Below are 22,264 nucleotides of genomic sequence, written 5' to 3'. Positions count from 1 at the left end.
CGCTCCCGGGCCTCCGCCCGCTCCCGGGCCTCCGGCCCCTCCCGGGCCACCGCCCCCCCCGGGGGCCTCGGCCCTCCCGCTACCTCTGCAACCGCCCCTTCGTGAACCGTGTCGCCTCGAAGTTCCCCGGGTCCTCCGGCCAGGGGTGCTTCGGGTACCGACCGCGCAGCTCCGCCCGTACCGCCCGGTACCCGTCCTGCCAGAACGACGCCAGATCGGCCGTCACCGCAGCGGGCCGGCCCGCCGGCGACAGCAGGTGCACCAGCACCGGCACCTGCGCCGTCCCACCCACCCGAGGCGTCTGCGCCAGCCCGAACATCTCCTGCAACTTCACCGCCAGCACCGGCTGTTCGCCCGCGTAATCGACCCGCACGCGCGACCCGCTCGGCACCTGGATCCGCTCCGGCGCCAGCTCGTCCAGCCGCGCCGCGTCCCCGCCCGCCCACGGCAACAGCCGCCGGAGCGACTGCCCGGCGTCGATCCGCCCCAGGTCAGCCCGCCGACGCGCCCGCGAGAGCTCCGGCTCCAGCCAGGCGTCCGTGTCGGCCGCCAGCGCTTCGTCGGACACGTCCGGCCACGGCGCCCCCAACTCCCGGTGCAGGAAGGCCAGCCGCTCCCGCAGGGCCCCCGCGTCCCGCGTCCAGCGCAGCAGCCCGAGCCCCTCCCGCCGCAGCCCCTCCCGCAACGCGTCCTGCACGCGCGCGCGTGGCGGCTCCTTCAGCGGACGTACGGTCAGCTCCACCGCGCCCAGCCGCTCCACCCGCCGGGCGACGACGTCCCCGCCCTCCCAGCGCACCTCGTCCCCCGACATCCGCAGGTGCTCGGCGGCGAGCCGCGCCGTGCCCTCGTCGACGACAGCTGCCAGCCGCACCCTCGCGGACGCCGAGTGCGACGGCCGGTCCGCGACCGCCACCGCGAGCCACGCCGCACTGCGCAGCCGCGATCCCTCGGCCACCTCCGCGCCCGTTCCGGACACCATCAGGAACGCGCCTGCGCCCCGGGCCCGCGCGACCCGCTCGGGAAACGCGAGCGCGGCCACCAGCCCCGCCACCGCGTCGTCACCACCACCGAAGCCACCGGAGCCACCCGAGCCTCCGGAGCCACCCGAGCCCCCGGAACCACCCGAGCTCCCGGAGCCACCCGAGACGCCGCCACCGCCCAATCCGCTCGTCCCGCCCGACCGACCCGTCCCGCCCGCCCCCTCCGCCGCCGACGCCAGTCGTCGTGCCTCCTGCCGCCAGCGCGCCCCGTAGCCGTCGTTTCCGCGTCTGGCCGCCCGCCACGCGCCCGCCAGATCGTCCCCGTAGTCGCGCGGCGGCTCCTCGCTCAGCAGTGCCACCACCTCCGCGGCCCGGCGCGCGCCGACCTCCCGTGCGCCGTCCAGCAGCGCCCTGCCCAGCCGGGGGTGCAGCCCGAGCCGCGACAGCCGTACCCCGCGTTCCGTCGCCCGGCCCCGTGCGTCGACCGCGCCGATCGCGGAAAGCACCTCCCGTGCCGCGGCCATCGCCCCGGCGGGTGGCGCGTCGAGCAGGGCGAGCCCCGAGGCGTCAGGGTCGCCCCAGCAGGCCACCTGGAGGGCGAACGCCGTCAGGTCGGCCACCTTGATCTCCGGGTTCGGGAAGCGCGGCAGCCTGATCTCCTCCGCCTCGTCCCAGCAGCGGTACGCCGTCCCCGGCGCCTCGCGTCCCGCGCGCCCTGCCCGCTGGCGCGCCGCCGCACCCGAAGCACGTACGGTCGTCAGCGCGCTCAGCCCCCTTGCGTGGTCCGTGCGCGGTTCACGGGCGAGGCCGGAGTCCACCACCACCCGCACCCCGGGCACCGTGAGGCTGGACTCGGCCACGGAGGTGGTCAGGACCACCCGGCGGCCCGCCGAGGAGCCCGCGAGCACCGCGTCCTGCACCGCCGCGGGAGCCCGCCCGTGCACCTGGAGCACCTCCGCCCCCACGCTCCCCAACTGGCCGACCACCCGGGCGATTTCCCCCACCCCCGGCAGGAAGCACAGGACGTCGCCCTCGCGCTCGGCGAGTGCCCGGCGCACCACCGACGCCACATGCGTCAGCTGCGCCGGGTCGACGCGCATCCCGTGCGGCGGGCGCACCGGCCGCAGCGGCGGCGCCCACACCGTCTCGACGGGGTACGAGACCCCTTGCGCCGCCACCACGGGCGCGCCGCCGAGCAGTTCGGCCCAGCCCGCCGCGTCCGTCGTCGCCGACGCGGCGACCAGCCGCAGTTCCGGCCGCAGCGCCGCCCGTACGTCCAGCAGGAAGGCCGCGACGGTGTCCGCGTCCAGGTGCCGTTCGTGGCACTCGTCCAGTACGACGACGTCGACGCCGGGCAACTCCTGGTCGCGCTGGAGCCGTTGCAGCAGTACACCTGTCGTGACGACCTCGACGACCGTCCGCGGGCCCACCGTGCGCTCACCCCGGACGGTGAACCCGACCCGTCCGCCGGCCTGCTCGCCGAGCAGCCACGACATCCGCCTGGCCGCCGCCCGCGCGGCGATCCGGCGCGGCTCGGCGACGACCACCCGCCGCACCGGACCGCCGCCCACCAGGCCGGCCAGCACGAGCGGCACGAGGGTCGTCTTGCCTGTGCCTGGCGGCGCGCACAGCACCGCGGCCCCGTGCCGCGCCAGCGCCTCTTCGAGGGCGGGCACAGCCGTGCGTACGGGCAACTGGTCAAGGGCGTCGGTACGGATCACGCCCCCAGTGTCGTCCTAGTCGCGGACGCACACGAAGATCGCCGACCCCGGGATCAGGTTGCCGCGCAGCGGGGACCAGCCGCCCCACTCCGAGCTGTTCCAGGCCGGCCACTCCGGCTCCACGAGGTCGACCAGCCGGAAGCCGCCCGCCACCACGTCCCTGACGCGGTCCCCGAGGGTCCTGTGGTGCTCGACGTACACGGCGCGCCCCTGGTCGTCCTGTTCCACGTACGGGGTGCGGTCGAAGTACGAGGCGGAGACCGAGAGCCCCTCTGGCCCCGGCTCGTCCGGGAAGGCCCAGCGGACCGGGTGCGTCACCGAGAACACCCACCGGCCGCCGGGCCGCAGCACCCGGTGCACCTCGCGGAACACCTTCACCGGGTCGGCGACGAACGGCACCGCGCCGTACGCCGAGCACGCCAGGTCGAAGGAGCCGTCCCGGAACGGCAGCACCCCGGCGTCGGCCTGCACCAGGCCTACCCCGTCCTCTCCGCCGCCGATCCGCAACGCGTGCTGGAGCTGCCGGTGGGAGAGGTCGACCGCGACGGGGCGGGCGCCCTGCGAGACCAGCCAGCGCGAGCACTGCGCGGCGCCCGAGCCGATCTCCAGCACGTCGAGCCCCTTGAGGTCCTCGGCGGGACCGAGCAGCTCCGCCTCCACCTCGTCGAGGCCCTCGGGGCCCCACACGAAGCGGTCGTCCCCGAGGAAGGTGCCGTGGTCCTGCTGGTACTCGTCCGCGTTGCGGTCCCACCAGCCCCGGCTGGCCCGGCTGCTCTCCGTCTCCCCCGCGTCACGCCGGGTGGCCTCGGTCTCCGCGTCGTCCTGGTCGCCCAGTGCGTCGAGGGAGGCGAAAGCGTCGGAGGGTTCGTCTTCGTGGATCATTGCACCCGTCTGAATCGTCTGAGTGGGCTCTGCCGGAACCCTCCCCGGGTACGCCCCGGCGGGGTTGCCGGGGAGAGACCGAGGGGGAGCGGGGCGGCCATTGTGGCCTCGCCGAACCTGAGTTGTGCCGGGTATGGGGCGTTGTGCCCCCGGTGTGTGCCTTCGCGCATTGACCCTGCCCGGCGGCCCCCGTATGCTACAAGTTGCGCTGCGAGCCTGCGCGCCTCAGACCTAGCAGGCCGCGCTCGTATCTGTATGTATGTCTCCTCGGTTTTCGAGGCGCCTGGCGGTGTGCCAAGCCCGGTGCTTCTTCGGCTGTCCGGCTTCTGCAGAGCGACAGGCTCACGGCGTAGCAGTACCTACGATTTCTGTCCGTACCGGAGCCCTTTCCCACATGACGAGCAGCACCGAGACCACCTCTACCACCCCGCAGGTAGCGGTCAACGACATCGGTAACGAGGAAGCCTTCCTCGCCGCGATCGACGAGACGATCAAGTACTTCAACGACGGCGACATCGTCGACGGCGTCATCGTGAAGGTCGACCGGGACGAGGTCCTGCTCGACATCGGTTACAAGACCGAAGGCGTGATCCCGTCCCGCGAGCTTTCCATCAAGCACGACGTCGACCCCAATGAGGTCGTCGCCGTGGGCGATGAGATCGAGGCCCTCGTTCTCCAGAAGGAGGACAAGGAAGGCCGTCTCATCCTGTCCAAGAAGCGTGCTCAGTACGAGCGCGCCTGGGGCACGATCGAGAAGATCAAGGAAGAGGACGGGATCGTCACCGGCACCGTCATCGAGGTCGTCAAGGGTGGTCTCATCCTCGACATCGGCCTCCGTGGCTTCCTGCCGGCCTCCCTCGTCGAGATGCGTCGTGTCCGCGACCTCCAGCCCTACGTGGGCAAGGAGCTCGAGGCCAAGATCATCGAGCTGGACAAGAACCGCAACAACGTGGTCCTGTCCCGCCGTGCCTGGCTCGAGCAGACCCAGTCCGAGGTTCGCCAGACGTTCCTCACGACCCTCCAGAAGGGTCAGGTCCGCTCCGGCGTCGTTTCCTCGATCGTCAACTTCGGTGCCTTCGTGGACCTGGGTGGCGTCGACGGTCTCGTGCACGTCTCCGAGCTCTCCTGGAAGCACATCGACCACCCGTCCGAGGTTGTCGAGGTCGGCCAGGAAGTCACCGTCGAGGTCCTCGACGTCGACATGGACCGCGAGCGTGTCTCCCTGTCGCTGAAGGCGACGCAGGAAGACCCGTGGCAGCAGTTCGCCCGTACGCACCAGATCGGCCAGGTCGTCCCCGGCAAGGTCACGAAGCTGGTTCCGTTCGGTGCGTTCGTGCGCGTCGACGAGGGCATCGAGGGCCTGGTCCACATCTCCGAGCTGGCCGAGCGCCACGTGGAGATCCCGGAGCAGGTCGTCCAGGTCAACGACGAGATCTTCGTCAAGGTCATCGACATCGACCTTGAGCGTCGCCGGATCTCGCTGTCGCTGAAGCAGGCCAACGAGTCCTTCGGTGCCGACCCGGCCTCGGTCGAGTTCGACCCGACGCTGTACGGCATGGCCGCTTCGTACGACGACCAGGGGAACTACATCTACCCCGAGGGCTTCGACCCCGAGACGAACGACTGGCTCGAGGGCTTCGAGACCCAGCGCGAGGCGTGGGAGGGCCAGTACGCCGAGGCGCAGACGCGCTTCGAGCAGCACCAGGCCCAGGTCATCAAGTCCCGCGAGGCCGACGAGGCCGCTGCCGCGGAGGGTGCTGCCGCTCCGGCCGCCGCCGCCGGTGGCAGCGCCAGCGCCGGTATCTCGGGCGGTTCGTACTCCTCGGAGTCGGACGACAACTCCGGCGCCCTGGCGTCGGACGAGGCCCTTGCGGCCCTGCGCGAGAAGCTGGCGGGCGGCCAGAGCTGAATGCTCTGACCCTCACCGGTCGCGTGGAGCCGGCTGACCGCCGACGTCACACAGTGACGGCCGGCAGTCGAACTGGCTGAACAGCGAGGCCCGTTCCCCTCCGGGGGAGCGGGCCTCGCTGCATGTCCGGGACCCCCGCATCTCCGCGGGTCGAGAAAAGAGCTCCCGAGGGGGTTCGGGCGGATCGTCCACCCGTACGAGGGATGAGGGCGCCGGCGGGAATGCCCGCGCCCCGCAGCACGTTCTTCCTTGTGAAACGCGAGGAGGTAGCGGGAATCGTGCTTGATCCGCAGGATTTGTACGCATGGGAGCCGAAGGGGCTGGCCGTCGTCGACATGGCGCTGGCCCAGGAGTCGGCCGGACTTGTCATGCTCTACCACTTCGACGGTTACATCGACGCGGGCGAGACCGGCGACCAGATCGTCGAGAAGCTCCTCGACACACTGCCGCACCAGGCGGTGGCGCGCTTCGACCACGACCGGCTGGTGGACTACCGGGCCCGTCGTCCGCTTCTGACCTTCCGGCGCGACCGGTGGACGGATTACGAGACGCCGTCGCTGGAGGTGCACCTGGTGCAGGACGCCACGGGCGCACCGTTCCTGCTGCTGGCCGGTCCCGAACCGGACGTGGAGTGGGAGCGGTTCACGGCCGCGGTGCGGCAGATCGTGGAGCGGCTCGGCGTGCGGCTGGCGGTGAACTTCCACGGGATACCGATGGGCGTCCCGCACACCCGCCCGGTGGGCCTCACCCCGCACGGCAACCGCACGGACCTGGTGCCGGGGCACCGCAGCCCGTTCGACGAGGCCCAGGTGCCGGGATCGGCGGCCTCGCTGGTCGAGTACCGGCTGTCGGAGGCCGGGCACGACGTGCTCGGCGTCGCCGCGCACGTCCCGCACTACGTGGCTCGTTCCGCGTACCCGGACTCGGCGCTGACCGTCCTGGAGGCGATCACCGCGGCGACCGGCCTGGTGCTGCCCTCGGTGGCGCACTCGCTGCGCACGGAGGCGCGCCGCACCCAGGACGAGATCGACCGGCAGGTCGGCGAGGGCGACGAGGAACTGGTCGCCCTGGTCCAGGGACTTGAGCACCAGTACGACGCGGTGGCGGGCGCGGAGACGCGCGGCAGCCTCGTCGCGGAGGCCAAGGACCTGCCGTCGGCCGAGGAGATCGGCCTGGAGTTCGAGAAGTTCCTCGCCGAACGGGAGGGCGACGCCTAGGCCGCCCGTTCGGCGCACGCCGGGCCCGGTCGCTTCCGGGCCTGCCCGCCGGATCCGGCACCACAGGCCCTAGGCTGCCGGTCATGCTGAAAGTGGGCCTGACCGGCGGCATCGGTGCCGGCAAGAGCGAAGTGTCGCGGCTTCTCGCGTCGTACGGCGCGGTGGTCGTCGACGCCGACAAGATCGCACGTGAGGTCGTCGAGCCCGGGACTCCCGGGCTCGACGCCGTGGTGGCCGCGTTCGGCCCTGACGTCCTGACGGCGGACGGCACGCTGGACCGCCCCGCGCTGGGCGCCGTCGTGTTCACCGACCCCGCCAAGCTCAAGATCCTCAACGGGATCGTGCACCCGCTGGTCGGGGCCCGCTCGGCCGAACTGGAGCGCGCTGCTCCGGCGGACGCCGTGGTGATCCACGACGTACCGCTGCTCACCGAGAACGGGCTGGCGTCGCTGTACGACCTGGTGGTGGTCGTGGACGCCTCCCCGCAGACCCAGCTGGACCGTCTCGTACGTCTACGGGGGACGAGCGAGGCCGACGCACGCGGACGGATGGCGGCGCAGGCAACACGCGAGCAGCGGCTCGCCGTCGCCGACCTGGTGATCGACAACGACGGGCCGCTGGAAGCGCTGGAACCGCAGGTACGGAAGGTGTGGCGGACTCTGGAGGAACGGGCGGCGGGGGAGCAGGGGAGCTAACTGTCCTGCGGTGCCGGGGTGAGTGTCGCCGCCTCTCGCATCAGGGTGGTCAGTTTGCCGCGCAGGCGGGCGAATTCGGGGGTGGCGCGCAGGGCCGCCGGGTCGGTGCCCGGACCGCGGGGCAGGTCCACGGCCAGCTCGGTGACCACGCGGCCGGGAGCGCCCGCGGGCGCCGCCATCACCAGGACCCGCTTCCCGAGCAGTACCGCCTCCTCCGCCGAGTGCGTCACGAACAGCACCGTCGTGCCGGAGGACTCCGCGAGCGTGCGGACCTCCTCCTGGAGGCGCTCGCGGGTGAGCGCGTCCAGGGCCGCGAACGGCTCGTCCATCAGGAGCAGTCGCTGTTCCCCCGCCAGGGCGCGAGCGATCGCCACCCGCTGCTGCTGGCCGCCGGAGAGCTCCCAGGTGCGGCGCGCAGCCATGCCCGGGAGGCCGACGCGTTCCAGCAACTCGGCGCCCCTGTCGGCGCGTTCGTCCCGTGGGACTCCCTTCCTGGCCAGGGCGAAGGCCAGGTTTCCGCCGACCGTGCGCCACGGGAAGAGGCGCGGCTGCTGGAAGACGATGCCGGTGCCGCCACCCGGGGCCGGCGCCGCTCCCCGTACCAGGGCAGTCCCCTCCGAGGCCCGCTCGAAGCCCGCCAGCACTCGCAGCAGAGTGGTCTTGCCGCAGCCGGACGGCCCGACCAGCACGGTGAACTCGCCGTCGGCGAGGGTCAGGGAGACGTCCTCGACGGCAGTGGTCAGAGCGCGGGCGTTACGGCCGTAACGGACGGTGACGTTGCGCAGCTCCACCTCCGGCCGGGCAACTTCTGCCGCTGCCCCGGCTCCTGCGCCCCGCGCGGTCTCAGCCAGTGGCACGGGACAGCTCCTTCACGGCGAGAGCCTTCTGGAAGTCGGCCACCGGGGGCACCGAGTCCACGGCCTTCTGCCCCTTGAGGAAGCCGGCCGCGTCGCGCAGGTGCTCGGCGAGCTTGCCGGGCGCCCCGGGACGCCCCAGGTAGTCGGGCCCGGCCTGCTCCTTCGCGCTGAGCAGCACGAGCTGCCCGAGCTGGCGCCGCGCGACGGCGGGGGAGACGTTGAGCTCCTTGCCGATGGAGGCGGCGGCCTTCGCGGGGGCCGACCTCACCTGGGCGACGGCCTGGTCCTGGGCCTTGAGCCAGGCCGTGACGATCTCGGGGTGGCTCGCGGCGAAGGAGTTGGTGACGATGCCGAGGTCGGCGGTGGGCTTGCCCGCGTAGGCGACCTCGCGGCTGGTGAGGAGGACCTTCCCGTCCTTGGTGAGTTCGTCCAGGGTCGGGGTCCACACGTACGCCGCGTCGATGTCGCCGCGGGTCCAGGCGGCGAGCGCGTCCTGCGGCTGGAGGTCGAGCACCTGCACCTGGTCGGCCGGCACGCCCGCCGAGCTCAGCGCGGCGAGCAGCGAGTAGTGGGAAGTCGATCCGAACGGGGTGGCGACCTTCTTGCCGACCAGGTCCTTGATGCCGCCGATGCCCTTCTTCGCGACGAGGGCCTCGTTGTCGCCGATCAGGTCGTGGATCCAGAGGACCTTGTACGGGATGTTGAGCGGCGCGGACAGACCCTTGGTGACCGGGCTGGAGCCCGCCAGGCCCAGGTCCACCGAGCCGGCGATCACCGCAGTGTTGACGTCGCCGCCGGAGTCGAACTTGACCCACTTCACGGACACGTCGGGCAGCGCCTTCTCCAGCAACCCCTGGTTCTTCACCACCAGGTCGGCGTTGGGGATCGCCTGGTAGGCGATGCGGACGACCGTCTTCCCCGAGGCGCCCGCGCTTCCCTGGGCGTCGGACCCGCCGAAGCCGCAGGCGGAGGCGGTGAGGGCGGTGAGCGCGGCGGCCGCGGCCAGCAGGGCGGTACGACGGGGAAGGGCGACCAGCAGGGCGGTGCGACGGCGAAGGGTCGCCAACAGGGGGGTACGACGGCGAAGGGTACGGCTGCGTTCACCACGGCGGGGGTGCGGGGGCATGGCTGGCTCCGGAGGGTGTGGAGGGGCGGGGGAGGAGAGGGGGCGCGTGGAACTCACTTCTGGCCGCGCCAGGGCACGAGATACCGCTCTGCCGCTCGTAGCAGGGCGTCGAGAAGGATGCCGGACAGGCCGATGGCGATGATGCCGACGATCACGACGGCGGTCTGGTTGTAGCGCTGCGCGTCGCGGATCATCCCACCGATGCCGGGCACGCCGTTGATGGTCTCGGCGGCCACCACGGAGGTGTACGCGACACCGACGGCGATCCGTATCCCGGTGAGGATCTCCGGCAGCGCCGCGGGCAGCCGTACGGACAGCAGCAACGACAGCTGTCCCGCACCCAGTGCGCGCGCCGCTTCCACCAGATGGCCGGGAACGGTCCGCACGGCCGCGGCGGTGGCAGCCGCGATCGGCGGCAGGGCGGCGATGATCAGCAGCCATACCTTGGGGGACTCGTCGATGCCGAACCAGATGACGAGCAGCGAGAGGTAGGCGAGCGGCGGCAGCGTCCGCAGGAACGTCACCGCGGGTTCGAGCACGACAGCGACCGGGCGGACGGCACCGATGAGGAGCCCGAGCGGTACCCCGGCGAGTACCGCGTAACCGGTGCCGATGCCGATCCGGCGGAGGCTGACCGCGAGGTGCTCGACCAGGAGGTGGCCGCTCTGTCCCCGCACCCCGTCGTGCACGGTCGACGACAGCACGAACTGGTGCCACACCTCGCCCGGCGACGGCACCAGCACGCGCGGCCACACCTCGGCCAGCACCACCAGCTGCCAGGCGCCGAGCAGTACGGCCAGGGCGACGGCGCGCAGCGCGGCCCAACGCAGAGCGGCGAAACGGGTCCCGGTGCCGGCCGCGGGCGGCGGAACGGGTTTGGTGACGGCGGCCGGCTCGGCGGGCGCGGTGAGGGTCACGTACCCGCCGCCTCTCGGAGGCCTGCCGCCGCCCGCGCGCCTGACTCGTGTGCGCCTGCCACGTGCACGTCTGCCGCGTCGACGAGCGCCCGCAGCCGGGGGGCGACCTCCTCGCCCACCCGGTACGCCTCCTCAAGATGCGGATAACCGGAAAGCACGAACTCGTCAACTCCCAACGCCCGGTACTCGTACAGCCGTTGAGCGACCTCGTCGTGCGAGCCGACGAGCGCGGTGCCCGCTCCCTCCCGTACGAGACCGATGCCCGCCCAGAGGTTGGGGGCGATCTCCAGCGCTGAGGCGTCGGCGGAGCCGCCGTGCAGGGCGGCCATCCGGGCCTGCCCCACGGAGTCCATGGCGGCGAACCTGGCCTGGCTCGCACGTACCGCCTCGGGGTCGAGCCGGGAGAGGATCCGGTCCGCCTCCGCCCAGGCCTCACCCGCGGTGTCGCGGGCGATGACGTGCAGCCGCAGTCCGAACCGCAGCGAGGCGTGCTCGCCCCGTACCGCCCGCGTCCTGGCCCGCAGCCGTTCGACGCGCTCCTTGATCGCCGACGGAGGTTCCCCCCACAGCAGTTGTACGTCGGCGTGGTGCGCGGCCACGTCCTCGGCCGCGGGCGAGGCGCCACCGAAGTACAGCGGTACGGGGTGCTCCACGGCCGGGTCGACGAGCCGGGCCCCCTGGAGGCGGAAGTACGCGCCCGCGTCGTCGGAGCCGCTGCCGCCGACCTCCTTGCCGTCGAGCAGGGCGCGCAGGGCGGCCATGAGCTCCGCGGTCCGCGCGTACCGCTCATCGTGCGCGAGGTGGTCGCCGTACGCCCGTTGCTCGGCGGGGTCGCCACCGGTCACGACGTTCAGCCGCAACCGGCCGCCGGCGAACCGGCGGAACGCGTCCGCCTGCTGGGCGAGCAGGGTGGGACTGGCGAACCCGGCCCGGAAGGCGACCAGGAAGCCGATCCGGTCGGTGTGCTGGGCGAGGGCGGCGGTGAGTATCCACGGATCGACACAGCCGAGACCGACGGGGGTCAACAGCGAGTGGAACCCGGCCTGTTCGGCGGCGCGCGCCACCTGCGACAGATATCCGACGTCGGCGGGGCGCCGGGTGGCGGACCCGGTCCTGCCCTGCACGGCGGTGACCCCGCCGGGATCGCGGCCGTCACCCCCGGTGGGCAGGAACCAGTGCAACAGGGGCTGGGCAGCGGTGCCGGACAGGTTCGCGGACACGGCTGCGGGCGCGACGGTGGGCATGGCGAGACCTCAAAGACAGCGGGGAGCCCCGCACGGGCACGCGGGCCCGGCGGGATTCCGTACGGAGGGCAGAAGGCTTGCGCAGGAGTGGTTACGCGCGGGTGGTTACGCGTGAATGGCTACGCGCGTGTGGTTTACGCGCGTGTGGTTACGGAGTGCGGCCGTGGGATACAGCTGCGGAGAAGTGCCGAGGCGTACGCGGGGCCGGGCCGGGAACGCCGGGGGCAACGCGCCGAGCAGCGGTCACGAGGAGACCGGGGCCCGACCGGGGCTGGCGGCTTGCCGGAAACGGGTGCGTCAGCAGCCGGACGTACGGCAGGAGGAGGCCCGACAGAGCATGGTCGAGACACGCAGCAGATCCACGTGACGACGCGATACGAGAACAGGGGCCATGCCCGCATCCTTGCCGCCCAAGGTGCCGCTCGACAACCTCGGTCCGCATTCTGGATCGGAACATCTCGATTACTGGGACGACTTCACCGTTGGTCCGGCGCTGGGCCCGGCGATGATGGTGCTTCGTGCGGGGCGTGTGAGCGCGGTGAGAAGGGTGCGGACGGTGAGGGCGGTGGATGGAGTGGTGACCGTGAAGGAAGTACTCCGAAGGGACCGGGGGTTGGCGGAGTGGCCCGACCAACTGGAGGGACTGGAGCCGGTCCTTGACGAGGGGGTGGGGGACGGGATGCCCGACACCGGCATCTTGCCGACCGCCGACGAGCTGCCCGCGGTGCTGCTCGACCTGGCGGTTCCGCACGAGGACATCAACCCGCTGGTCGCGCTGCGTCGCACGAGGTGGCTGCGAGGAGGGGCTGTGCTTCATCTGGCGGTCCGTGGGGGCCCGTGGCGGTCCGCGGCGGCCGGGCTCGGCCCCGGCGCGGCGCGCCGCCTTCGCGGGTGGTCGACACGTCCTGGCCGGTGCCGACCGCACTCGCACCAGCCGCCGCCGCACTCGCCGTAACTGGCCGTGGCCTCGGCCCCGATCGCGGATACGGCCCTAGCCTCGGCCCCGACCAGGGGCACAGCCCCAGCGACGACCGGACCGCGGATACGGCCCCTAGCCTCGGCCCCGACCATGGGCACAGCCCCAGCGACGACCCAGACCGCAGGCACAGCCCTAGCCTCGCCCCGACTGCGGGCACGGCCCCAGCCGCAGCCATGGCTACGAGCCCCGGCCACGGACACGGCCACGGACACCGCCCAGGCCCCGTCCCTGGCCTCGCCGCGGCCCTCTCGCACCGTGCCGCGCCGCGCCCCCGCCGGGCCGCAGCCCGGCCCCGCCGTCCCTCGCTCACGTCGGCTGTCAGACCCCGCCCGTAGACTCGCAGGTCCACGCAGAAAACCTGCGTTCACCTGCGTAGTTCCACACCCGGACGGGAGGCGACGACACGATGACCGCAGCGCACGCAGCGCACGCAGCGCACGCAGCGCACGCAGCGCACGCAGCGCACGCCCCGACGCGCCGCCTGCCCGCGCATGCCGCCGCCCTCTACCTCCCCGCGCCCCTGCCCCGGGACGGCCGGATCGCGTTCTGGGCGCCGGCCGGCGAGCCACTGCCCGACGCCGTCATCGACGATGACGGTGACGCCGTCAGCACCCCCGGAACCCTCGCCGTCGTGCGTCGGCACGGCGCCGTCGTCCGTACCCGCACGGTCCCCGTCCTCTTCCTCCCGCTCGCCAACGCGCTGCCCCTGCTCGCGGCCGCCCGGCACGACCCTGCCGCGCATCCGGCGACCCGGTGCTGGGGAGCAGCCGCGCTGCACGCGCTGCACCTGGCCGCCCGGGGGTTGCTGCTGCCCGGCCTGACCCCGGCCGGTGACGACGCCTGGCGGGCGGGTCCGCCCGATGCCTCGGACGTCGCACAGCTGCGTGCGATTGCCGCCGCGCTGCCGCCCGAGGGGAACGCCGCGCCGCTCCCGGACCGCACCCCCCTGCACGTCCCGGACCCGGCCCACCTCGTCAAGTCCTTCGTCGACGCCGTCGCCGACACGCTGCCCCGTACACCCGCCGCCGCCCTCGCACTGGGCGGCCCCTTCGCCGCGCGGGAGGCCCAGCACCTACCCGGCCTGCGTGAATGGGCGGCCGAAGTCGCGGCGGGCGCGGACGCCGGCGTGCGGGTCTCACTCCGGCTGGACCTGCCCGTGTACAGCCTCTTCGACACCCGCGAGGAGGACACGGGCAGCGGCCGGGGAATGCAGAACGACGAGGACGCCGGCGACCGGGCCACCCGCAGAGGCAGGGAGCCGGCCCAGTCGCGTCGTGCGGGCGCCGCCGTCGTCCAGGTGCACAGCCTCGCCGACCCGACCCACCTGGTGGACGTGGCGGAACTCTGGGAGGGCGAGGGCGGCGACCACTTCGGTCCGCGCGCACGCATCGACACGGTCCTTGCCCTGCGCCGCGCGGGCCGCGTCTGGCCCCCGCTCGCCCGCCTCCTGGAGCAGCCGGTCCCCGACGTACTGCCGCTGTCCGACGACGAGTTGTACGACCTGCTCGGGGCGGCGTCGCACCAGCTGGAGGCTGCGGGCGTCGCCGTGCACTGGCCGCGCGAGCTGGCCCGTACGCTCACCGCGACCGCCGTGGTGCGTCCCGCGCCGGGGTCGGCCACCGACGGCACGCCGTTCTTCGAGGCGGACCAGCTGTTCGCGTTCAGCTGGCAGCTCGCGGTCGGCGGCGAGGAACTCACCGAGGCCGAGATGGACGCCCTGGTGGAGGAGCACCGCCCGGTGGTCCGACTGCGCGACCAGTGGGTGGTTGTCGACCCCGCGCTGGTACGAAAGGCCCGCAAGCGGCAGTTGGGGCTCCTCGACCCGGCCGACGCGCTCGCGGTCGCGCTGACCGGTACGGCGGAGGTCGAGGGGGAGCAGGTGCCGGCGGTTCCGGAGGGCGCGCTGGCTGCCCTCCGCGACCGGCTCGCCAGGGGTGGGGCGGACACCCTCCCGCAGCCGCCGGCCCTGCACGCCACCCTGCGCGACTACCAGCTGCGTGGCCTGGCCTGGCTCGATCTGATGACCTCGCTCGGTCTCGGCGGGTGTCTCGCCGACGACATGGGTCTCGGCAAGACGATCACGGTCATCGCCCTCCATCTGCACCGCGCCCGCTCCGCCCCCACCCTGGTGGTCTGCCCCGCGTCCCTGCTCGGCAACTGGCAGCGCGAGATCGAACGCTTCGCGCCCGGTGTGCCGGTCCGCCGCTTCCACGGCGCCACCCGCACACTCGACGCACCGCTCGACTCAGCCACCGATTCCGCGACCGATTCCGCGACCGATTCCGCGACCGATTCCGCGACCGATCCCGTGACTGGTTCCGCCACCGATTCCGCGCCGCGTGACGGCGGATTCGTCCTCACCACGTACGGAACGATGCGTACCAGCGCGGCCGAACTGGCCGCCCACAGCTGGAACATGATCGTCGCGGACGAGGCGCAGCACCTGAAGAACCCCCGTTCGTCCACGGCCAAGGCGCTGCGTACGATCCCGGCCCCGGCCAGGATCGCCCTCACCGGCACCCCCGTCGAGAACAACCTCTCCGAACTGTGGGCCCTGCTGGACTGGACCACCCCCGGCCTCCTCGGGCCGCTCACCACCTTCCGCGCCCGGCACGCGCGGGCGGTGGAGGGCGGCGAGGATCCCGAAGCGGCGGAACGCCTCTCCCGGCTGGTCCGTCCCTTCCTCCTGCGCCGCAAGAAGTCCGACCCCGGCATCGCACCCGAGCTGCCGCCCAAGACGGAGACCGACCATCCCGTCTCGCTCACCCGCGAGCAGGCGGCGCTCTACCAGGCGGCCGTGCACGAGACGATGGCTGCCATCGAGGCGTCCGAGGGCATCGCCCGCCGCGGCCTGATCATGAAGTTGCTGACCTCGCTCAAGCAGATCTGCAACCATCCCGCGCAGTACCTGAAGGAGGGGCCGAAGGAGAGCGGCCAGACACAGCTGGGCGAGCGCGGCACGACCGGAGGTACCAGCCGCCCCACCGGCCACTCCGTCGACCGCTCAACCGGCCACTCCTCCGGCCATTCCTCCGGCCGCTCCGCCGCCCGCCTGACCGGCCGCTCGGGCAAGCTCGACCTACTCGACGAGCTTCTGGACACGATCCTCGCCGAGGAGGACTCCGTCCTGATCTTCACGCAGTACGTGAGCATGGCCCGCCTCCTCTCCCAGCACCTGTCCGCCCGCGCGATCCCCTCCCAGCTCCTGCACGGAGGGACACCGGTGGCCCACCGCGAGGAGATGGTCGACCGCTTCCAGTCCGGCGAGGTCCCGGTCTTCCTGCTGTCCCTGAAGGCGGCGGGCACCGGGCTGAACCTCACCCGCGCCGCACACGTCGTCCACTTCGACCGCTGGTGGAACCCGGCGGTCGAGGAGCAGGCAACCGACCGCGCGTACCGCATCGGCCAGACCCAGCCGGTCCAGGTCCACCGCCTGATCGCGGAGGGCACGGTGGAGGACCGCATCGCGGAACTGCTCGCTGCCAAGCGGTCGTTGGCGGACGCGATCCTCGGCACGGGCGAGGTGGCCCTCACGGAACTCACCGACCGCGAACTCGCCGACCTGGTCTCCCTGCGGAGGCCGTCGTGAGCGGCCAGTGGACGTCTGCGTCCCGAGCAGCACCGGGAGGCTCCGCCGCCGCCCGCCCCGACCTTCGTACGTGCGGCCGCCCGGAGAGCACCCGGAGCCGGCCACCGGTGTCCCCGGGGCGGGGGACCGTACCGTCAGGGACCCACCCCCCGGTGTCTGCTGGGCGAGCCGTCGCCGTACGTGCAGCCATGCGCCCAGCGGCCGCCCTGACCCGCCACCCAATGCCCACCGGACGAGCCGTCGCCGTACGTCGTTCCGCCCCGAGGAGGCCCTCGTGACCCCGTCGTCCTCCCCGGCCCCTCACTCCTCCCCTCCCTCCGCCTCCCAGGCGGACCACCGCCGTACGTTCCCCCCGTCCCCCGAGACGAGCGGGCCCGCCGTCACCTGGTGGGGGAAGGCCTGGGTGGCCGCGCTCGAATCGCTCTCGCTCGACCCGGCCCGCCTGGCCCGCGGGCACGCCTACGCGGACGCGGGTCACGTGGACACGATCACGGTCACCCCCGGCCGAGTCGTGGCGTACGTGCGGGGCAGCCGGGCGCGCCCCTACCGCGCGGACCTCCGGCTGCGCACGCTCGCCGCCGACGACTGGGAGGTTTTCCTGGACGCAGCGGCCGAACACCCGGCGCACCTCGAAGCGCTCCTCGCCAGGACCATGCCGTCGGCGCTGCTCGACCCGGCCTCTCCGCTCTCGGACATCCCTCTCCTGCCGGCCACCGCGGGCGACCTCCTGCCCAGCTGCACCTGCCCGGACGCGGGCCGCCCCTGCAAACATGCCGCGGCTCTCTGCTACCAGGTGGCCCGCCTCCTCGACGAGGACCCGTTCCTCGTCTTCCTGCTCCGCGGCCGGGACGAACGCGAGATCCTCGACGCCCTCTCCCGACGCAACGCCGCCCGCAGCGCCACGGAAACCCGCCGGCCTCCGTCCGTCCCGGCGCTCCTGGCCCGGGAAGCACTCGACCCCGGCCGTCCCGTGGGCACACTCCCGCCACCTCTGCCGCCGCCCGCGCGCCCCGGCACCCCGCCGTCGTACCCGCAGACCAAGGGAGCCCCCGACCCGCTCGCTCTGGACCATCTCGCCACGGACGCGGCGGCCCGTGCGCACGCCCTCCTCACCACGGGTACCGACCCGATCGCCGGCCTCACCCCCTGGCAGGACGCGGTCCGCATCGCCGCGGCCCAGCCAGGATCCGGCCTGACCGCGGCGACCCGCTCCCTCTACACCTCCCTGACCAGGGCGCTCGGCCGCACCCCCGCCGAACTCGCCAAGGCGGTGGCAGCCTGGCGGCAGGGCGGCGCCACGGCGCTGGAAATCCTCGACGAACCCTGGGACCCCCCGGCCGGCCCCTTCGACCGGGCCCGCTCCACCCTGCTCGCCCTGGGCCACCAGGACTTCCGCCCCTCCCACAACCGCCTGTCGACCGACCGCGTCCAACTCCGCTACGGCCGCGACGGCCTCTGGTACGGCTACGAGTCGGACAACGGCAACGACGACTGGTGGCCCGCAGGAGCAGCAGCCAACGACCCGGTGGACGTACTGACACTCCTGCTGGGCCCCTGAGGCCCGGTCAGCTCCCGAAGCATCAGCCCCCCGAAGTGGTCCCCACCTCCCTCGTCTCCGGTGCCCACGCCAGCGAAGCCACCGTCCCCAGCAGCAGCACCCCGGCCAGCCAGTACATCGACCAGCTCAGGCCGATCGACTCCAGGCTCACCGGCAGGACGAAGGTGCCGATCGCCGAGGCGATGCGGCTCGTTCCGTTGAGGAAGCCGACGCCCGTGGCGCGCAGGTGGGTGGGGTAGAGCTCCGCGGGATAGACCTGGGTGAGGTTCGACGCGCCGGCCATCACGAAGGTGTAGACGAGGAACGGGATCATCAGGGCCGTCGTCGAGGCGTGGGTGAGTGCGCCCATCAGGGCGAGGGCGACCGTCATGATGGCGAAGGTGGCGATGACGAGGGGGCGGCGGCCCGTGCGTTGCAGGAACCACAGGCCCGCCACTCCGCCTGCCAGCAGGAAGAGGTTGAGGAGGAGGTTCTGCAGGTCGGCGTCGTCGACGTCCAGGGCCAGCAGGATCGTCGGCATGAAGGTGTAGATGGCGAAGTAGGGGAGTACCTGCGCGCTGTAGAAGACCAGGCCGAACCAGGTGCGGCGGGACTGCCCCGGGGCGAAGAGCTCGCGGTACGCGGCCCACGAGGTCGAGGAGGGCATGGACGCCGTCGCGTCGGTGTCGCCCAGTTCGCTCTTCAGGTACTTGCGGGCGATCTCTCGCGCTTCCGCCACCCTGCCCTGGCTGACCAGCCAGCTCGGCGACTCCGGGGTGCCGATGCGGAGCAGGAGGACGAGGAGGGCGGGCAGCGCGCCCGTCGCCAGGAGGATGTACGCCCTTTCCTCCGTGTCACCGAGCCAGGTGCCCAGGATGCCGGCGAGAACGTACCCGACCGTCCACATCACCGTGAGCGAGCCGAGGAGCAGGCCGCGCAGCCGCTTCGGGGCGAACTCGGACAGCATCGTGGGGCCCACCGCGTAGTCCGCGCCCAGGCCGAACCCGATCAGGACGCGCAGGGCGAAGAGGACGGCCGGGTCGTGAGCCCAGAACTGGAGCGCCGAGGCGACGGTGATGAGGACGAAGTTGTAGATGTACAGCTTCTGCCGGCCGATGATGTCGCCGACCCGGCCCAGCACGATGCTGCCGAAGAAGAGGCCGATCAGCGCCGAGGCGCCGAGCAGCCCCTGCCAGACGCCGGAGAGGTGCCGGGCGTCGGTGAGGGTCGCCAGGACCGCGCCGATCATTCCCAGCGCATAGCCGTCGGAGAAGTTGGCGCCGAACGTCGTTGCCGTCACCCGCAGATGGAAAGGGCGCAGCGGTGCGGCATCCAGCGAGGGAGCGAGCGTCCCCCCGTCGCGGGGACGTGCGGCAGGGGTGGGCATGGGTTGGTACCTCGCCTTGGGGTGATGGAATTGGGGGGGAGAGTGCGGAGGTGGGGGGGACGGTGTGGAGGTGAGCGGTTGTGGTGGGGCGGGGTGTGCTTCCGGGGGGAGCGCGCCCCGAACCGGGTCGGAGAACAGCCATCCTGCCCCGCTACGCGCTTTAATCACGGCACCTCAGGGGTGGTGTGCCACACCTCCAGGACCTTCTCGATCCGCTGCGCCACCCGAGCCCGAGCCTCTCGCCTAGGTACGCCCGCCATCAGCAGTGCGTCGTACGGAGTGTCGTCGTGCCGTACGGACGCCCGTACCGCCGCCGTGACCGCGTCCTCGTCGAGCGCGCGGCCCGCCGCGCTGCGGCCCACCCGGCCGCTGCCCCTGACGGATGCGTGGGCAGCGATCGCACGGGCCCGCTCGGGTGGGCAACCGGGGAAGAGGGCCCGGACCGCCTCGGCGAAGGCGGCCGTGAAGCGGGTGTCCTCGACGGCGCGCCTGGCCGCGTCGCGTGCCCGGCGGCGGGCCCGTGCCTCGGCGTCCGCGAGGCAGGCGGATTCCGCGCGGGCGAGCGCCGCCTCCTCTACGAGCAGGCCCTGTCGCTCGTACCGCCTGCGGCGTCTGTCGTGGCGTACCACCACAGCCCACAGCGAACTGCGTTCACGTGCGCGGCGGGTGAGTGCGGCGTCGCCGCGCGGCAGGAGTACGAGGTGCCCCAGGTCGGCGCAGTCCAGGCAGCGCGGTGCGTTGAGTTCGAGGATCAGAAGGGGCAGCGGGCCCTGCCGGCAGTCCGCGCAGTGGACCCGGCGCAGAGGTTCGACGACCACGAGGGGAGCGACGGGGTTCATGAGGACGGGATACCGCCGGCCGGAGCGGAATAACCGTTGGATGGCGCGGAGTTCGGGCTGTTACTTTCTGGGGGTGGCGAAACTCAATCAGATCATCGCAGTCGAGAAAGGCGTCAAGTCCAAGGCTCACCAGGACCTGACGGCGGCCCATCAGGGCCTGCAGAAGCAGGGCCTGCTGGCGGGTATCTCCCGTACTTACCAGCCGAAGGACGAGGAGGGCGAGCAGCTTCCGCCGGAATCCACCAGGGTTCAGGTGAAGGCGGAGGACGTGCTGCGCGACACCGCGGCGGCACTCACCCGGCTTTTCGACGTGACCGCCACCAAGGACTGGGCGAATTGCGAGGCTCGGGCCGACGTCGCGGTGGACGGGCGGGTGCTGCTGAATTCCGTGCCCGTTTCCTACCTGCTCTTCCTGGAGAAGCAGCTGACGGACGTCCATTCCTTCGTGCGAAAGCTGCCCGTGCTGGACGCCGCCGAGTCCTGGGCACAGGACCCGTCGACGGATGCCTGGAAGACCGACCCGCCGGTGCGTACGGTCCGTACCAAGAAGGTGCCGCGCAACCACGTGAAGGCCGAGGCCACGGAGAAGCACCCGGCGCAGGTCGAGGTGTACTACGAGGACATCCCGGTGGGTTACTGGACGACCGTGAAGTTCTCCGGGGCGCTGCCCGCGCGGCGGGTGAACGAACTGCTGGGCCGGGTGGAGAAGCTCCAGCAGGCCGTGAAGTTCGCCCGCGAGGAGGCGAACGGCGCGGAGGTCACCGACCGGTACGTCGGCGACATTGTCTTCGGTTATCTTTTCGGGTGACCGACACGAACTCCTCCGCCGCCATTGAGCGGCGGGGGTGCGCCAGGAGCGCAAGCTGAAGATGAAGCTCGTCGTGATGAATGCGGCCCCGTCGGTCCTGACAAACTGACAGGGGCGGCGCCAAATCTCAGGCTATTGCTCCAGATTCAGTATTCGCCGTCGATCACCGGAACGACCGGACAGGGGCCCCTTTCGCCGTATGCAGGTTCAAGTCCTGCCCGCGCAGCCAATTGCTTTCGATGCGCGGTAGTTCAATGGAAGAACGCGGTGATGTAACGCATGACCCTTTTCCTCAAGTGTTCCGGTGTGTGCATGACGACGGCATTCCCAGGGCTCGGGGGCTGGCCAAAACCCCCGAGTCCGCTCCGGCGTGTCCGCACGCGTGCGTTCGGTGCCGCGGGCAGCTTTGGTCCGGGCTGTGAGGACCCCGGGACGTACGAGGCGTCAGTGGTCTCCATCGGCGACCATGGCCCCATGCAGCTCCGACCGATCACCTGGGACCGTCTCGCCGAAGCCCTCGCCGACCACCTGCACGCCCAGGTCCCCGCCGACGGCAGTTCCTGGCTGAAGGCCGCCGTCGACGGGGCGCCCGCCGCACGTACCGGTGAGTTCGCCGCTCTGGTCGCGGCGGCGCTGAAGTTGCGCGGTCGCACGGTCCACGTCGTCGACACGGAGGGGTTCCTGCGGCCCGCCTCGCTGCGTTTCGAGTACGGCAAGCAGGACCCCGACACGTATTTCGAGGGCTGGTTCGACACCGGCGCGCTGTGGCGTGAGGTCTTCGGCCCGCTGGAGGCCGGCGGCGGCGGGCGGGTGCTGCCCGACATCTGGAATCCGGCCACCGACCGGGCGACCCGCAGCCCGTATGTTCAACTCCCGCCGGGGGGAGTGCTGTTGGTGCACGGGCCGTTGCTGTTCGGCCGGTGGTTCCCGTTCGACCTGACCGTGCACGTGCGGCTCTCGCCCGGTGCGCTCGCCCGCCGCACCGACGAGGGCGAGCAGTGGATGCTGCCCGCCTTCGTGCGGTACGAGGACGAGGTCGACCCCTCCGAGGCAGCCGACGTCGTGGTGCGTGCGGACGACGCACGGCATCCCGCCTGGACCGGGCTGCCGGACCGCTGACCTACCGGCGGCTGCGGCTGCGGTTGCCGGACTTGAAGCTGGCGAGGGCGACGACCCCGATCGCGGCGAGGGCGATCTGGATCAACCACTCGATCCAGTCGATGCCGTTGGTGTCCTTCACCCCGAGCGCCTTGGCGATCGCCGCGCCCGCCAACGCGGCCAGGATGCCCACGACGATGGTCCACAGGATGCCGATCTTCTGGCGGCCCGGGACCACGAGCCGGCCGAGCACTCCGATGATGATGCCGATCACAATCGCACTGATGATGCCCGAAATCTCCATGGCCGCAGCTCCCTGTAGAGGCGTGTGCCCTTGCTTCTGCCCTTACCTGTGCCCCTCGTGCGTCGGAGCACGCGCTACCGCGGCAGCCGGTTCAGCCGGTTCCTTGTCGTCCTGGGAGCGTCCGGGAGGTCTGGCGGAGGAGGTGGCAGAGGAGGCGGGGGATGAGGTGCGGGAG

The 22,264-nt window shown here is 72.3% G+C and carries 17 protein-coding genes; 8 read left to right on the top strand and 9 right to left on the bottom strand.

The genetic code is table 11. From position 1 onward, the window contains the following. Positions 1-79: 79 nt before the first annotated feature. A complete protein-coding gene (locus ACIQM4_RS21125; protein WP_401593640.1) occupies positions 80-2,701 on the bottom strand; it encodes an ATP-dependent RNA helicase in 2,622 nt (873 codons plus the stop codon). A gap of 15 nt (positions 2,702-2,716) precedes the next feature. Beyond that, positions 2,717-3,583, bottom strand: coding sequence for a class I SAM-dependent methyltransferase (locus ACIQM4_RS21120; protein WP_401593637.1), 867 nt, complete (start codon positions 3,581-3,583; stop codon positions 2,717-2,719). Positions 3,584-3,977: 394 nt separating this feature from the next. Between ACIQM4_RS21120 and rpsA the strand changes: the two genes are divergently transcribed. The 3 genes from rpsA (at position 3,978) to coaE (ending at position 7,404) form a co-directional block, all read left to right on the top strand. After that, a complete protein-coding gene (gene rpsA / locus ACIQM4_RS21115) occupies positions 3,978-5,492 on the top strand; it encodes a 30S ribosomal protein S1 (protein ID WP_401593634.1) in 1,515 nt (504 codons plus the stop codon). Between the two features lie 278 nt (positions 5,493-5,770). Continuing rightward, positions 5,771-6,709, top strand: a complete 939-nt coding sequence (locus ACIQM4_RS21110; RefSeq protein WP_401593632.1) for a PAC2 family protein — start codon at positions 5,771-5,773, stop codon at positions 6,707-6,709. 83 nt (positions 6,710-6,792) lie between these two features. Next, entirely contained in the window at positions 6,793-7,404 is a 612-nt protein-coding gene (coaE, locus tag ACIQM4_RS21105) for a dephospho-CoA kinase (protein ID WP_401593629.1), read from the top strand. On the opposite strand, the gene ACIQM4_RS21100 is transcribed toward coaE, so the two are convergent. The 4 genes from ACIQM4_RS21100 to ACIQM4_RS21085 form a co-directional block, all read right to left on the bottom strand. Then, entirely contained in the window at positions 7,401-8,261 is an 861-nt protein-coding gene (locus ACIQM4_RS21100; protein WP_401593627.1) for an ABC transporter ATP-binding protein, read from the bottom strand. The genes coaE and ACIQM4_RS21100 overlap by 4 nt on opposite strands. Further along, positions 8,248-9,327, bottom strand: coding sequence for a glycine betaine ABC transporter substrate-binding protein (locus ACIQM4_RS21095; protein WP_401593624.1), 1,080 nt, complete (start codon positions 9,325-9,327; stop codon positions 8,248-8,250). The genes ACIQM4_RS21100 and ACIQM4_RS21095 overlap by 14 nt, the downstream gene beginning before the upstream one ends. Before the next feature lie 113 nt (positions 9,328-9,440). Further along, the gene (locus ACIQM4_RS21090; RefSeq protein ID WP_401593622.1) at positions 9,441-10,304 is read right to left on the bottom strand and encodes an ABC transporter permease; all 864 of its coding nucleotides are present in this window, start codon (positions 10,302-10,304) and stop codon (positions 9,441-9,443) included. Continuing rightward, positions 10,301-11,548 carry an LLM class flavin-dependent oxidoreductase gene (locus tag ACIQM4_RS21085; protein WP_401593620.1) on the bottom strand — a complete coding sequence of 416 codons (1,248 nt, stop codon included), beginning with the start codon at positions 11,546-11,548 and terminating at the stop codon, positions 10,301-10,303. The genes ACIQM4_RS21090 and ACIQM4_RS21085 overlap by 4 nt, the downstream gene beginning before the upstream one ends. Positions 11,549-12,131: 583 nt before the next feature. On the opposite strand from ACIQM4_RS21085, the gene ACIQM4_RS21080 reads away from it, so the two are divergent. The 3 genes from ACIQM4_RS21080 (at position 12,132) to ACIQM4_RS21070 (ending at position 17,674) form a co-directional block, all read left to right on the top strand. Beyond that, positions 12,132-12,503, top strand: coding sequence for a hypothetical protein (locus tag ACIQM4_RS21080; protein ID WP_401593617.1), 372 nt, complete (start codon positions 12,132-12,134; stop codon positions 12,501-12,503). Between the two features lie 430 nt (positions 12,504-12,933). Next, complete coding sequence (locus tag ACIQM4_RS21075; protein WP_401593615.1) at positions 12,934-16,116, top strand: DEAD/DEAH box helicase; 3,183 nt, start codon at positions 12,934-12,936, stop codon at positions 16,114-16,116. A gap of 274 nt (positions 16,117-16,390) precedes the next feature. Continuing rightward, on the top strand, positions 16,391-17,674 hold the full coding sequence (locus ACIQM4_RS21070) for an SWIM zinc finger family protein (RefSeq protein ID WP_401593613.1): 1,284 nt from the start codon (positions 16,391-16,393) through the stop codon (positions 17,672-17,674). A 22-nt stretch (positions 17,675-17,696) separates the two neighbouring features. Here the strand turns inward: ACIQM4_RS21070 and ACIQM4_RS21065 are convergent, their stop codons facing one another. Together ACIQM4_RS21065 and ACIQM4_RS21060 are read right to left on the bottom strand one after the other, a co-directional pair. Further along, the gene (locus ACIQM4_RS21065) at positions 17,697-19,040 is read right to left on the bottom strand and encodes an MFS transporter (RefSeq protein ID WP_401593610.1); all 1,344 of its coding nucleotides are present in this window, start codon (positions 19,038-19,040) and stop codon (positions 17,697-17,699) included. A gap of 164 nt (positions 19,041-19,204) precedes the next feature. After that, positions 19,205-19,879: a DUF2293 domain-containing protein gene (locus ACIQM4_RS21060; protein ID WP_401593607.1), complete on the bottom strand. Its 675-nt coding sequence runs from the start codon at positions 19,877-19,879 to the stop codon at positions 19,205-19,207. 73 nt (positions 19,880-19,952) lie between these two features. Here ACIQM4_RS21060 and ACIQM4_RS21055 point away from each other — a divergent pair, with 73 nt between their 5' ends. Together ACIQM4_RS21055 and ACIQM4_RS21050 are read left to right on the top strand one after the other, a co-directional pair. Continuing rightward, entirely contained in the window at positions 19,953-20,687 is a 735-nt protein-coding gene (locus tag ACIQM4_RS21055) for a hypothetical protein (RefSeq protein WP_401593604.1), read from the top strand. A gap of 474 nt (positions 20,688-21,161) precedes the next feature. Beyond that, on the top strand, positions 21,162-21,806 hold the full coding sequence (locus ACIQM4_RS21050) for a uridine kinase (protein ID WP_401593601.1): 645 nt from the start codon (positions 21,162-21,164) through the stop codon (positions 21,804-21,806). 1 nt (position 21,807) lies between these two features. On the opposite strand, the gene ACIQM4_RS21045 is transcribed toward ACIQM4_RS21050, so the two are convergent. Continuing rightward, the gene (locus ACIQM4_RS21045; RefSeq protein WP_401593599.1) at positions 21,808-22,089 is read right to left on the bottom strand and encodes a GlsB/YeaQ/YmgE family stress response membrane protein; all 282 of its coding nucleotides are present in this window, start codon (positions 22,087-22,089) and stop codon (positions 21,808-21,810) included. Between the last annotated feature and the right edge of the window lie 175 nt (positions 22,090-22,264).

The sequence above is a fragment of the Streptomyces sp. NPDC091272 genome, assembly GCF_044757485.1.
GTDB lineage: Bacteria > Actinomycetota > Actinomycetes > Streptomycetales > Streptomycetaceae > Streptomyces.
Note: the sequence above shows the minus strand (reverse complement) of the source record. Positions and strands in the feature narration are given on the sequence as shown.